This is a genomic window from Paenibacillus allorhizoplanae, from assembly GCF_927798215.1.
GTDB classification, from domain to species: Bacteria; Bacillota; Bacilli; order Paenibacillales; family NBRC-103111; genus Paenibacillus_E; species Paenibacillus_E allorhizoplanae.
This window is the reverse complement of record NZ_CAKMMW010000017.1, coordinates 23567-36472: the sequence shown is the minus strand read 5'-3', so window position 1 is coordinate 36472 and position 12906 is coordinate 23567. Positions and strand designations below refer to the sequence as shown.

Annotated in this window: 12 protein-coding genes and 2 riboswitches; of the genes, 6 read left to right on the top strand and 6 right to left on the bottom strand. The window is 48.3% G+C overall.

What is annotated here, in order from left to right:
• Positions 1 to 36 precede the first annotated feature (36 nt).
• Entirely contained in the window at positions 37 to 819 is a 783-nt protein-coding gene (locus tag L6I86_RS23685) for a lipase family protein (RefSeq protein ID WP_236290887.1), read from the bottom strand.
• A 175-nt stretch (positions 820 to 994) separates the two neighbouring features.
• Here L6I86_RS23685 and L6I86_RS23680 point away from each other — a divergent pair, with 175 nt between their 5' ends.
• The 5 genes from L6I86_RS23680 (at position 995) to L6I86_RS23660 (ending at position 6845) form a co-directional block, all read left to right on the top strand.
• Entirely contained in the window at positions 995 to 2710 is a 1716-nt protein-coding gene (locus L6I86_RS23680) for an ABC transporter ATP-binding protein (RefSeq protein ID WP_236290886.1), read from the top strand.
• A 149-nt stretch (positions 2711 to 2859) separates the two neighbouring features.
• On the top strand, positions 2860 to 3936 hold the full coding sequence (locus L6I86_RS23675; RefSeq protein ID WP_236290885.1) for an ABC transporter permease subunit: 1077 nt from the start codon (positions 2860 to 2862) through the stop codon (positions 3934 to 3936).
• Entirely contained in the window at positions 3933 to 4889 is a 957-nt protein-coding gene (locus L6I86_RS23670; RefSeq protein WP_236290884.1) for an ABC transporter permease subunit, read from the top strand. The genes L6I86_RS23675 and L6I86_RS23670 overlap by 4 nt, the downstream gene beginning before the upstream one ends.
• A 563-nt stretch (positions 4890 to 5452) precedes the next feature.
• On the top strand, positions 5453 to 6346 hold the full coding sequence (locus tag L6I86_RS23665; RefSeq protein WP_236290883.1) for a methyltransferase domain-containing protein: 894 nt from the start codon (positions 5453 to 5455) through the stop codon (positions 6344 to 6346).
• Positions 6347 to 6395: 49 nt separating this feature from the next.
• On the top strand, positions 6396 to 6845 hold the full coding sequence (locus L6I86_RS23660; RefSeq protein WP_236290882.1) for a YdeI/OmpD-associated family protein: 450 nt from the start codon (positions 6396 to 6398) through the stop codon (positions 6843 to 6845).
• Positions 6846 to 6859: 14 nt separating this feature from the next.
• Here the strand turns inward: L6I86_RS23660 and L6I86_RS23655 are convergent, their stop codons facing one another.
• The 5 genes from L6I86_RS23655 to L6I86_RS23635 form a co-directional block, all read right to left on the bottom strand.
• On the bottom strand, positions 6860 to 7180 hold the full coding sequence (locus tag L6I86_RS23655) for a DMT family transporter (RefSeq protein ID WP_236290881.1): 321 nt from the start codon (positions 7178 to 7180) through the stop codon (positions 6860 to 6862).
• A 91-nt stretch (positions 7181 to 7271) separates the two neighbouring features.
• Positions 7272 to 7374: riboswitch (guanidine-I (ykkC/yxkD leader) on the bottom strand.
• A gap of 70 nt (positions 7375 to 7444) precedes the next feature.
• Positions 7445 to 8056, bottom strand: coding sequence for an MSMEG_1061 family FMN-dependent PPOX-type flavoprotein (locus L6I86_RS23650; protein WP_236290880.1), 612 nt, complete (start codon positions 8054 to 8056; stop codon positions 7445 to 7447).
• Between the two features lie 233 nt (positions 8057 to 8289).
• Complete coding sequence (locus L6I86_RS23645; RefSeq protein ID WP_236290879.1) at positions 8290 to 8760, bottom strand: C40 family peptidase; 471 nt, start codon at positions 8758 to 8760, stop codon at positions 8290 to 8292.
• Positions 8761 to 8763: 3 nt separating this feature from the next.
• Positions 8764 to 8902, bottom strand: a riboswitch (cyclic di-AMP (ydaO/yuaA leader).
• Positions 8903 to 9070: 168 nt separating this feature from the next.
• Entirely contained in the window at positions 9071 to 9889 is an 819-nt protein-coding gene (locus tag L6I86_RS23640; RefSeq protein WP_236290878.1) for a hypothetical protein, read from the bottom strand.
• An 85-nt stretch (positions 9890 to 9974) separates the two neighbouring features.
• A complete protein-coding gene (locus L6I86_RS23635; RefSeq protein ID WP_236290877.1) occupies positions 9975 to 11975 on the bottom strand; it encodes a M1 family metallopeptidase in 2001 nt (666 codons plus the stop codon).
• Between the two features lie 304 nt (positions 11976 to 12279).
• Here L6I86_RS23635 and L6I86_RS23630 point away from each other — a divergent pair, with 304 nt between their 5' ends.
• Positions 12280 to 12771: a YwhD family protein gene (locus L6I86_RS23630; RefSeq protein WP_056621992.1), complete on the top strand. Its 492-nt coding sequence runs from the start codon at positions 12280 to 12282 to the stop codon at positions 12769 to 12771.
• Positions 12772 to 12906: the final 135 nt, after the last annotated feature.

The window sequence follows — 12906 nt, the reverse complement described above, 5'->3', positions numbered from 1 at the left end:
GAAAAAGAGACTATGGGGACCTTCCCATAGTCTCTTTCAATTCGGGCAGAAGCCCGGCGTCTTGGCGCAGAGGAGCTTCGCATATTTCGGATCGAGCTTAGCCAACTCTGTGAAATAGCTGCTAACGGCATGATTACCAGCGAATGACCCGGTTGGAAAGTCGAGCTCCACGGCTTTTTTAACATGGATATAGTGATAGAGATCACCCGTACGAGGCGATTTGTAAACGAGAGGCGGCAGCGAAGGAACCATATCATTGCGATTATACACGCGATAATGGGGACCTGTTTTACGATTAAATTGACCCGCGAATGTCGTATTGCCGACACGGGGCGAACCGAAAGTGTAGACCGACGGGTCTCTAAACTTTGTGTTGGTTGCCAAATCTGCTGCACATAAAGTAGCCAACGAGCCGCCGAGGCTATGCCCTGTGAGGTAGAGTTGTTTGTGAGGGGATAGCTTACTCATTGCAGTTACAATTTGTTTGCGGGCGGATTCGTAAATGTCCAGGAACCCCTGGTGCACGAGACCGCCATCTTTGGCATAGGGGAAATTAGTCTGTCTAGCAATGGCATCTGAGATCCAGTCCGATGTAGTGGATGTACCCCGAAATACAATTACTATTTGACTATCGGATTCTGCAATAAAGCCAAATAACTCACGCCCGCCAAAAGCGGAGTTCGCCGTGATTGAAGTCACAATACGATAGGCAGCGGGTAGGATAACGCCTTCCGTACCTTGTTCTAGTTGTGTATAACTTTGACCGCACATCGCTGCGAGGCGAAGAGCAGTTCGCGTATCCATAGAGTTGTTGAACATGATGACATGCCTCCACAGCCAGGATAAGATATACCTATTCATATGAAAATATTGGATACATGTCCTCCGACAACTGCCTATTTGTGGAGGTTTTCAGGTATAATAGGCAATGTTGCAGCCATTACGTATGCGAGGCCACGGAGGTTGTCAACGATACGAAAGGTGGAATAGACACATGTTGAAAAGGTTTTTTTCATACTATCGACCCTACAAGCACTTATTTATTTTGGATTTCACTTGTGCGGTGGTTGCTGGGTTGCTGGAACTAGGGTTCCCGCTGGCCGTCAATCAGGTTATCGATAAATTGCTTCCTGCAGGGAATTGGGCTTGGATTATTTGGGCGTGTGTGGGGTTGTTGGCCGTCTATATGCTGAATACACTGCTGAACTTCGTCGTTACTTATTGGGGTCACATGCTGGGGATTAACATTGAAACGGATATGCGGAAAAAGCTGTTCACTCATCTGCAGAAGCTGAGCTTCCGATTCTATGACAACAATAAAACAGGGCAGCTCATGTCGCGGATGTCGAATGATTTGCTTGAAATCGGCGAGGTCGCGCATCATGGTCCGGAGGATCTATTTATCGCTGTAATGACACTGATTGGCGCACTGATACTTATGCTGCAAATTAATGTGAAGTTGGCGTTGCTAACGTTCGTCATTGTACCGTTTCTTCTATGGATTGCCGTGTATTTTAATCAGAAAATGACCAAAACCTTCCGTCGCATGATGGGCGATCTCGCGGATATTAATGCAAGAGTTGAAGATAACATCGGCGGTATTCGTGTCGTACAAGCGTTCGCGAACGAAGCTCATGAGAAGAAATTGTTCGAGGTGAATAATGGCCGATTCCGATTGACGAAGCTGGCTTCTTATAAAATCATGGCGTGGAACATTTCCTTGAGCTACATCTTAATGCGTTCTGTGACGGTATTCGTACTGATCTGCGGCACATGGTTTGTTATTGATAAGCAAATTAGCTATGGCGAGTTCATTGCCTTTGTTCTACTAACGAATGTATTCTTAGGTCCAATTCAGAAAATTAATAACGTCATTGAGAGCTATCCGAAGGGGATCGCTGGCTTCAAGCGCTATGTAGAGGTCATCGACACCGAGCCGGAGGTTGCCAATCATCCGAATGCTCGGAAGGTGGATCATCTCGATGGCCAAATCAAATTCAACAATGTGTCCTTCGGGTATGGGGACGAGGCGCGCGTATTGAATAATATCAACCTGTCGATTAAAGCAGGTGAAACTGTCGCATTCGTCGGTCCTTCAGGCGCAGGCAAAACGACGATCTGCTCCCTGCTGCCTCGTTTCTACGATGTCAGTGAGGGCAGCATTGCCATTGACGGTCTCGATATTCGCCATATCGAGCTGGAATCGCTGCGCCGCCAAATCGGCATCGTGCAGCAGGATGTATTCCTGTTCTCCGGCACGATGCGGGAGAACATTGCGTACGGCAAGCTAGGCGCGACGGATGAGGAGATCTGGGACGCTGCCCGCCGCGCGCAGCTGCAAGGTTATATCCAGTCCCAGCCGAAGGGACTGGATACCGTGATCGGAGAGCGCGGCGTCAAGCTCTCCGGCGGGCAGAAGCAGCGCCTCGCGATTGCTCGCATGTTCTTGAAGAATCCGCCGATTCTCATCTTAGATGAGGCGACCTCGGCGCTGGATACCGAGACCGAAGCGGCGATCCAGCAGTCTTTGGCGGAGCTGTCGAAGGGCCGCACGACGCTCGTCATTGCGCATCGACTCGCGACGATCAAGAACGCGGACCGCATCGTCGTTGTGACGGAAGAGGGCATCGCCGAGCAAGGCGCGCATGAGGAGCTCATCGCTGTCGGCGGTGTGTACAGCCGCCTGCATCAGGCGCAGTTCAGTTCTTAAGAAGCTTTCACCTCCCTGTTCGTTAGGGGAGGTGGAGGCTTTTTCTTTTTTCGACAGAATAGACTAGTCCTGCCCAAAACCTTCGTGATAAACTATGACCATACAATGACTATTTTACCTAAGGTAAATTATAAAAGAGGTGGCACGGAGTGAAGTCAATAGGACGATGGCTATTGCTTGGTGCGATCACGCTGATCGGTATTTTTTTGCTGAGTAATATTAGGCAAATGTTCTTATCCGTCCAGCCCGATCAGATCAAGGTGACCGTCAATTCGAGCATTAGCATGCAAAAGCTAAGTGAGATGCTGCCTGGCAGTAAGATTTTGAATGAGAAAAATGGTCTGCTAGAAGTCCCTTACGGTAAGTTCTGGGAGTACCAAGGCACGGCCATGACGATCAAAGGTGTGTTGCGATCCTCGGTCATACCGCTAGAGAAGCCAATTATTTCGTGGCGCTACTATGGCTACACCATCAAAGATCAGCTTAAAGGCTTCTTGCATGGCGATTTTGGGAAATATCGTGATCCTTATACGCGTAAGGAAGTTGCGATGACGACAGCGATTCCTAAGATGCTGCTCAAAACCTGCACCTATTTCATACCTGGCTTGCTGCTCGCCATCCTACTCAGTATGCTAGTTGCTCTGTGGGCTTCCATATCAAGGCGAATTGGCGTCGTGCTGGATGGTATTCATGCGCTGCTTGTTGGATTACCTGACTTTTTCCTGATCGTGCTGATTCAATTGGCTGCGATTTACGCGACTAAGCTCCTTGGTCACTATGTGCTGCTGATCGTTCAAGTGGGTGACAGAACACCATTCCTCATTCCGTTTCTGACGATTGCGTTGATTCCGTCGGTGACGATTTATGGGACACTGCGTGTTGCCATTGCGCGTGAGCTGGGTCAGGATTATGTTGTCACTGCACTGGCCAAAGGATTGACGCGGCGCGAGGTGCTCTTCTCGCATGTACTGCGGAATGTGATGGAGGATGTGTTGGCTATTTTGCCAAGAGCTACGACATTGGCCCTTGCTAGTATGGCAGTTGCGGAGGCGATTTGTGGCATTGGAGGTTTAGGGGGCTTCATCATTCTGCCGATCTACCAGGGGATTACTTCGATGTCTGCGATCTGTGTGGTGCTTGGAGTAGTTGCCATGGCTTTTCATATCCTGTATGCGCTGCTGCGGAAGCGGTTTGTGGTCCGTGCGGAGGAGGTGGCTAGACCATGAGAAAACGTCATTCTACCGCCTTTTATATATCCATCGTAATCTTGGCGCTATTTCTGCTGGTAATGGTGCTCGGGACCTGGTTGAAGCCGCATGGGATTTCACCAGAGGACAAAATTAACATGATCCAATACCAAGAAGATGGGAAAACCAGGTACGCAATCCCGCCGTACGCACCCAATAGCACTTTCCTGCTTGGAACCGATCACCGTGGGTTCGACATGCTCAGCTTATTATTGAATGGATTAAAATACACACTAGGCACGGCGCTCGGTCTGACTTTGCTTCGTTTTGCGGTGGCGTTGCCTTGGGGATTAGGGAGCGGAATGACAGGCAGGGGAAGAGGGCTGCTCCGCTCTTTACAGTGGGCGGTTGCCGCAGTGCCGGCATTTATTTTCCTCTATCCGCCGCTCGCGGGGATGTATTACGGGCTAAGGCTCGATCTCGGGGCCAAAGCAGATCCACACAACAAGCTGTTGTTCAGCATCACCTTTATCATCTTAATTACACTGATTGGCATATTCCCGTTGGCACATCAGATCGCAGATCGGACACGCTATTATAGTGGCAAAATGTTTATTGAAGCGTCTCGCCTCATGGGCGGTTCGTTCTGGCATCGGACGCTTCGGCACATTTTCCCTTCGATGCGTAATGAAATGATGTTCATCTTCTTAAGCGAGTTCATGCAAGTGCTATTCCTGCTGGGGCAGCTAGCCGTATTCAATATTGTGCTCGGCGGTACAGAGACGATCGGCGACGAGGAAGCCGGCTTCCAGATCACGATCAGTACCTCTGGGGAATGGCTTTCGCTGATCGCTTACGGCGCACGCTATATCCGTCTGCACCCGTGGATCATACTCAGCGCCGGGACAAGCTTTGCGTTGTTATTCCTTTCCTTGCAATTTTTCTTAAATCAGCTAAAGCGCCGCTATGGCGAGGAACGTCAGCTGATGTAACAGAGTCGAGCTTCATCCTAGGGATGGGGCTCGGCTTTTTTTGTTTGTTGTGTAGGAGCTTCAGCAACAATTTAATAACTCAATCACTGAATAGTTCCTCTTCAACTTTCAAGCGATGCCGTTCGCCCCCGGCCTCGCCTCTCCCCGCCGCGCACCCGCACCCGCACCCGCACCCGTACCATAGAGAAATTCAAACAAATGGATTTTATGTAGCAAATTTCGCTGTATTTCCCGCTTTGAGCTGATTAACTGTAAAAAATACAGATAAATTCACACTTTTGCGCCGAACGCGGGGAATATGGAGGAATTAGATGGAGTTTTTCCATCTAGATTAAAAAAGTGGCTATTAACGAGAAAATTAGCTGGAGAAAATCCATCTAAGGTTGAATAGGCGTGTCAGTGGGATCTGAGAGAAGGCTGAGGACAGGCGAGGATACCCAAAGGAAGGGCGATGCTACTAAAACACATAAGCAACGAGAACTTGCAATCAATATTACAACATAATTAATGTTAACATGGTACATATTATATGTTATAATTCATTGCAAAGGAGGCGACTAACCATGGAGGACAAGCAAGACAAAACGAAACGACTCTCGGTTTATTTGCCTGAGAAAGTGAAAGCTGAGCTAGAAGAGATGGCGGATGCCACGGGTCTATCGATGACACAGCTGATCGTCATGGCGACGCAGGGGCTGCTTGCGAATTATGCCGCGCAGGGTGGCGCGATTTTTGCGGATTTGCTGTCGGCGAGACATCGTATCCTGCACGAAGTGAAGGAGAAGCAGACGCTTCTGGACCAGGAAAAGATGAACATGCAAGCCTACTACGGCGCTCGGGCAGAGGAGTATGAACGGATTTATCACCGCGAGGATGCGGAGTATCAACAAGAATTGGCCATGCTATCTGATATCCTGAAGAAGCAGGTGGAGGGACGCCGTGTGCTGGAAATAGCCTGCGGCACAGGCTATTGGACACACATTGCCGCAGAAACGGCGACGCAGCTTGTTGGCGTAGACATCCGCCCAGAGGTGCTGCGCATCGCGGAGTCGAAGTCATGGCCGAAGGGGAATGCGTCCTTCAAAGAAGGAGATGCGTATGAGCTCTCCGAGATAAGTGGGGAGTTCGATTACGGGCTAGCGAACTTCTGGTTTTCGCATATTCCGCGGAATCGGATCGACAGCTTTTTACAAGGTTTCCATGAACGATTGGGCAGCGGAGCGCAGGTTTTTATCGCAGATAATGTGTATGTGCCTGGCAGAGGCGGCGAGCTCATCACTCATGAGGATAGCGAAGACACCTACAAAAGACGCGAGCTAGCCGACGGCTCCAAGCATGAAATACTTAAGAACTATTTTACCTACGAAGAGTTGAATGACATTTTTCGACCCTTGTCACAGCATTTGCGCATATTTGTGGGGGGCAGCTTCTGGTATGTGAGCTACACAATTAAATAGCTAATCAAAGGTACTTTCTTTCAGGACGAAAATAGAGGAGGTCATAAACATGGGTGTAACGTTCCATACGACTGTGATGAAAGCTCAGAATAAGAATGCCACCGGGATTTCCATACCCGAAGAGGTTATGACGACGTTAGCGGGAGGCAAAAAGCCCAGCGTGTTCGTAACCTTAAACGGTTACACATATCGGACTACCATTGCAGTCATGGGTGGCAAATACCTCATCCCGCTCAGTGAGGCCCATCGACAAGCCTCCGGCTTGAAGGCGGATGATCCTGTCGAGGTGACTTTGGCATTGGATCTTGCCCCTCGAACGGTGGAAGTCCCGGCGGATCTTCAATCCGCATTGTCGGAAGTGGAGGGCGCCGTAGAACGCTTCGGGGCTCTCGCTTTCTCCAAGCGCAAAGAATTCGTCCGCCAAGTCGAGGACGCGAAGACACAAGAGACACGCCTGCGCCGGATTGCCAGCGTTGTCACGCAGATAAGTGGCGTGTAAGCGAACAATGCTCCCTAGTGCCCTGAAGTGAATTTTAGTCCGAGCACACCAACCAGAATCAAGACCATAAACAAGATGCGAGTCAAACTGATCGGTTCATCGAGAAAAAGAGTGCCAATGATAATCGCGCCAACAGCGCCGATGCCGGTCCAAGCCGCATAGGCCGTTCCGATCGGAAGAGTTTTTGTTGCTGCAGCTAAGAAATAGAAACTAATGATCATACCTAGAATCGTCACAATTGACGGGACAAGTCGCGTAAAGCCATTGGAAAATTTCAATGAGATGGCCCATACGACCTCAAATACGCCTGCAATAGCTAGAAATAACCATGCCATAATGAATGAACACTCCTTCATGTGGGAATTTACGATGTCAGTGCCACAAAATAAACAGAGAAAAGCCCGGGAATATCGCGCTGTTGCGATAGACTCCCGGGCTTTTCTCCCTCCGTGACCACAGCATATTTGCTGTGTGTTTTCCCTTGGACCAGCCGGCGTTGAAACGCCACGGAACCCTAGAAAACGACATGCCGTAATTATAGGCTCGCTAACATGCCATGTCAAGTTACACTTTTTGGCTGCTGCCTAGTTAGTTTATCCTTATTCCTCTAGCGTAATGTTGTTCAATGCCAGATGTGCACGGAACATAACCATAGTATCCGGCTGTTCCTGTTCGGGCACCCACGTAGCGGTATCCCATATTTTGGATAGTTTCAGGGCGCGACTGCAGTGCACGAAGCATTCCTGCACCTCGACGCCAACAGCGGCAATCGGTGATTTCCCGTTAAGCTGCATAGTCGCAAGGAGCTCTTCATCATTCGTCAGCCAAGCGCGTCCGTTGACGCGGAGCACCGTCTCGACCCCAGGGATGATGAAGATAAGTCCCACCTGCGGGTTGGCCAGTAAATTATACATAGAATCTATACGACGATTTCCGAGTCTTTCCGGATAAATCAAGCGGTGATTATCGAGAACGCGAACGAAGCCTGGGCTATCGCCGCGGGGGGAAACATCAGACAATCCATTCGCACCCGATGTAGATAAGAAGAATAAAGATGATTTGGCTATGAATGCTTGGGCGTGTTCGTCAATTTGATTGATTACTTTATTTTGTACCGCAGGATGAGGCTCACCAATCATAGCTCTAATTTCATCAATGGATCGAACGATGCCGGGAAATGGGGGTAAAGTACGATCTTGTATGTTGTCCATGCGTTCTTTTCCTTCCTCGAGGCCAAGTGGCCATTATTCAAAATACCAGAATATATATAAGGAACATAATAATTTCGGCTGTATTTCCATAAACACTGTGAGAAGTCCTCGAAGGACGGCGTAGCCGGTTTTGTATATTGTAGTATACGCCGGTAGCCTCGTTCAAATGAATGAAGCCCTACAAACCGCTCTTACGAGCAAAGCTTGCAGGGCTTCATTCTGTGCCGAGAACATTACTTGGATTCAGCAGTTAGTTGATTGTAGATATCATCCCATAGAACACGTCTGGCTGATACATACCGCTTCGCATAATAGGATTCGCTCAACTTATTCTTAACAACACCTTGATTAGTAGCGGAGTGAACGAATTCACCATTACCGAGGTACATCCCTACGTGAGAGATACCGCTGCCATCTGTGTTGAAAAATACAAGATCGCCCTTACGAAGATCACTTTTGTCAACCCAGTAGCCTTCACTGTTTTGTGATTTAGAGCTGTGTGGGAGGTCGATGCCGAACTCGTCAAACAAGTAGGATGTGAAACCAGAGCAATCGAATCCTTTGGTTGTCGTTCCTGCCCATCTGTAAGGAGTTCCAACAAGCTCGTCCACTGCTTTATCCATATTGGATGCTGCGAAAACGCTTCCTACACTTACGCTCAAAAACAAAACAAGACTAAAAATAAGACCAACAACTTTCTTCAACTGCTTGTCTCCTTCCGGTGCCTACGAGGTTAGCTGGAGGGTTCGGTTGAAGGTTCCCTATGATCCCTGTCTTGCAAGATCAATTCACCCGGAGTGGTTCCCCCGTTTCCCCATAAACTGAGGAATTCGGCATGAAATATTTAGTTTTCTGATGCTAGTCCTTTTAATTCGTCATAAACAATGAAATTCCTCTTTTTTTGTTTAAAAAAAGGCGGGGAATTAGGCAAATAGTTCGGAAAATAGACAAAAAAAAGCCCCTTTCTCAAAGAGAAGGGGAGGACGCTTAAACTATTCGCTGTTTTGCTGGATATTAGTTGGATATTTTGGCAGAAAGAAGCTGATATTGGGAAGAAATGCCCCAAATTTGGATGAAAATGTGGAAGAGAGGATACAGTTGGTAAATGATTAGGGCTACCAGTCCTGCCCATAGGTAAGTGGCCGTGACTGTGATCCCTGCCAAAAGTCCTGTGAACAGTAATAGGATAATGGCAAGTCCGATAATCGGGAGCGAGTGTCGAAAGAAGGAGAAAATGGTAGATAGGATACCCAGCTTGGCCGCGATGGCGAATTGCACATGCATAAACAGAAGTTGTAGGAGAAAACCGTAGAGCATTAAACTGAGTATCCAAGGAAGAAGCTTGATAATGATCTGCTCGTAGGAGCTGCTATGCCCTAGAATATAAGTGGCTTTGGGAATAAGCCAGATAAGTGGGAAAAGCGTAAGTGCGATGCGAATCAGATACACGAGCAGGAAGGGGAGCATGAGCTGCTTCATCCCGCGAAAGAAACGATATCCCGCATTCTGGTGAGCGTGAGTGAGTGAATAGTAGACGCCGCCATTTAAGAGAGGCGTCAGCAGCATGCGAGCACATAGTAGGATAGCAAGCCACCATAGATAAGAATAACTGAGATCTGTTTTAATTAACTGAAACTGGCCCTCAGCTAGGAAAATCTGCAATGCCTGCTTGGGTTGCTCAGCGCCAGGGAACCGATGCATGAGGGGGACTAGAATACCTTGTACGAGCTTATACAGGAGAATACCCCAGCCCATCTGATATAGGAATAAAATGATCGTGGCAAAGGGCTGCGCCATGGCTGCCCGGAAGCCTGCTTTGATATAGGTGGCCAACGAGGGTTCCTCCTTAAAGTTTTCTTTAGAAAACTAGCATCGTAAGGATACGCTCAGAGTTTGTCATGAGACGTAAGCCAAGTCCTTACCAGGCGACTGAGCCAAATATGGCTTGCAGGAATTGAATAATACCTAGATTCCACCGAATTTGCCACTTCGTATTTAATTGCGTTTGATAGAAGTTGTTGATGTGCTTATTTTCGAGGATAAGTGTGTACTTAGGATCGACTCGTACCCAGTCGACAGGGGAGGCATGTGTTAATTTGAAGTCAATGCTTCCTTCCTTGCCATCCCATGTTTTATCTAGCGTCGTACCATCTGCGAAGTGGAACTGAATCGGCACTTCAGGTGAGTTGCCACCAAGCTTAATGATGCGGACCGTGCTCTCATAAGTCTCGGATCCCTTGGTACCCTGAGGTTTTACATGAACACTTTCGACCGAGTAATCCATCATCAGATTGCCATAGACATACTGATTAAAGAAGTCATCCCAATCTGTTTTACTAATCTCCTCTACGACCTGTTGGAAATCATTCGTAGACGGATGTTTAAACTGCCACTTTTGGAAATAGGATTTCATGATACGATCCATCGTCTTAGTGCCGACTTGCTGCTCAATTGCTTTGAGTACGAGCTTGCCACGCGTGTACACATTTTCAGCATATTGATCATGTCCTGTGTAAGCCCATGCATCTTTCTGAAGTCCATTTGGTGAGGTGATATAACTAGATTCGACAGGCAAATTAGGTGCATCACCGTATTCGGCTTCCATCACTTTATCCTCTGCATAAGAGGTGAAGCCTTCGTCGAGCCATGCTTCCTCGAATTCATTGCTGGCAACGAGACCATAGAAAAATTGGTGACCGATCTCATGGACGACGACGCGTTCCAGCTCTAAGTCTGGATCTTTGTCGCTAGCTCCCCATGCGGTGACTAAGGTTGGATATTCCATGCCGCCGGCGCCATTCCCGCCAGGAGGGGGGACGACGATGGAGAGGGTAGAGTACGGATACGTTCCGTACCACTGACTGTAACGGGATAGTGCTTTTTTGGCTGCATACATGTAACGATCTTTTAAATCTTGATGGTTAGGATCCAGATACAGTTTAATTTTTACCCCTGGAACTTGTGGTGCAGAGAAGGGCTCTTCCACATAGACGAAATGAGGAGAGGCTGACCAGGCGAAGTCATGCACATCCTCGGCATAGAATTGGTATGTCTTCGTGCCCTTGTCCGTCACAGCAGGTTTAACAGGAAATCCAGTCGCTGCCACAATGTAATTCGCAGGCACCTGGATTTTCACATCGTACATGCCGAAATCCGCATAGAACTCGGAGTTTCCGTGGTATTGGTGGAGATCCCAGCCAGGCTCAGCCCGTCCCCTAGTTCCCTTGCGCTCATAGGCAGCAACCTTCGGAAACCATTGACCAGCCATAACGAAGTCGCCGACATACCCCATTCTGGCAAAAGCTGCAGGCAGCTTAACAAGGAATTCGGTTGTGATGGTTACACTTTCCCCAGGTCCAACAGGCTTGGATAACGGTATTTTGAGCAGCGTGTGGTCATCCTTATTGCCGTCATCCGGTTGTACGAATGACATCCGCTTGGTGAGATCATCACCCGTATCTGATTTCACGGAAAGCAGTTCCATACTGCCGCTACTCTCATCTTTCGCTTCGTCGTCCCGCAGCTTCCCGCCAGATTCGCGCATAAATGTCGTTTTCTTCGAAGCGAACGCATTCGGATAGAGGTGAAGATACATGTCTTGTACTGGAACTGAGCCAGGATTTTCCCATGTGAGTGTTTGTTGTCCTTGGAGCTGTTGGGTTTCTGGTGTGTAGGCAACATTCATGTGATATTCGGCAATACGATAACTAAGTGGTGTTGAGGTTTCTAACGGTTTGCCATTATCTGCAGGCTGCATGTCCGGTGTCTGAACATGGGGAACATCTTTAGAGACGACAGGAACAGTCCCTCTTGGTGTGGAGGGGAGCAAGGTGTTCGTTATTAACACTGCGCCGGCAGCAAGGAGCATGACAGCAAACCACTGTACCTTGCGGCTATTGAATAGAGCATTCATATCCATGAGATTCACCCCGCCTAAACAAGCATCTACAGCATGTATATGTAGACAACCTAGGGAATATTTCTGCGAGGTGAAAGAAATGTGAGAAAACCCCAAACGAGGCAACTCAAGCATGAGCGACGGCGTTCAAAGAGGAAGGTTTTATCGCCAATTAGAAAGACGTTTTCGGCAGCCGAAAACTTACACTTTCTAATGTAGAGAGAAATATCCATGGGAGCCTGCCGCCACTTGTTCTACCGGGAGACTTTCGCTACAATGAAAGCATGTCGTCATTTTAACCTAATGTAGAGTGGAAGGTGCCCTTATGGAAGCGGATAAGAAGAAGCTGGCCTTAAATATAGTAAGCTCGAAAGTGAATCACAAAGGCTTCGGTGCAGGAGCCATTGATCTAAGTAACGTCTCCGGTATCATTATTGATGGGGATGAAGCGTATTTGGATGAAGGAACTCTTCATGCGAAGAGTAAGATCGAGAAAGGGATTAAGTTCTCCACGAACAAGGAGGATGTCCCGAATGGCCGTAAAGCATGGATCGTGTGGGTAGCGGTTGATCGGACAGAAGAGGGCGCGTACTATGCGGGGATGTCCGCTTGCGAAATGCTAGTCGATACCGAAGCGCGCCGCGGATGGAAGATTCTTGCGGAGCACGTGAACAAAATGGACGGCGCAATGAAACGTAAATTCATCCTAGAGGGCTTGTCTGACAGTGAGCGAACAGCCCTTCGGAACTGCCTGATTGCGCACAATGAAGACTGGTGGAACCGCTCGGATCAAAGCCTCAAGGACGCACTCTCCTAAGCTTTAAGCGGCGAATATGGAGAATATGAACATTATGTGTCATCCATTGTTCCGCAATGTCGAAGCGGGTATACTATACCCTAGTGTATGTTACCTCATATACTAGGACAGCAAAAAGGCAGGACTAAGACGCGC

Coding starts and splice junctions, on each gene's coding strand:
- L6I86_RS23685 (WP_236290887.1), bottom strand. CDS start 819: ATGTTCAACAACTCTATGGATACGCGAACTGCTCTTCGCCTCGCAGCG.
- L6I86_RS23680 (WP_236290886.1), top strand. CDS start 995: ATGTTGAAAAGGTTTTTTTCATACTATCGACCCTACAAGCACTTATTT.
- L6I86_RS23670 (WP_236290884.1), top strand. CDS start 3,933: ATGAGAAAACGTCATTCTACCGCCTTTTATATATCCATCGTAATCTTG.
- L6I86_RS23660 (WP_236290882.1), top strand. CDS start 6,396: ATGGGTGTAACGTTCCATACGACTGTGATGAAAGCTCAGAATAAGAAT.
- L6I86_RS23650 (WP_236290880.1), bottom strand. CDS start 8,056: ATGGACAACATACAAGATCGTACTTTACCCCCATTTCCCGGCATCGTT.
- L6I86_RS23655 (WP_236290881.1), bottom strand. CDS start 7,180: ATGGCATGGTTATTTCTAGCTATTGCAGGCGTATTTGAGGTCGTATGG.
- L6I86_RS23635 (WP_236290877.1), bottom strand. CDS start 11,975: ATGGATATGAATGCTCTATTCAATAGCCGCAAGGTACAGTGGTTTGCT.
- L6I86_RS23630 (WP_056621992.1), top strand. CDS start 12,280: ATGGAAGCGGATAAGAAGAAGCTGGCCTTAAATATAGTAAGCTCGAAA.
- L6I86_RS23665 (WP_236290883.1), top strand. CDS start 5,453: ATGGAGGACAAGCAAGACAAAACGAAACGACTCTCGGTTTATTTGCCT.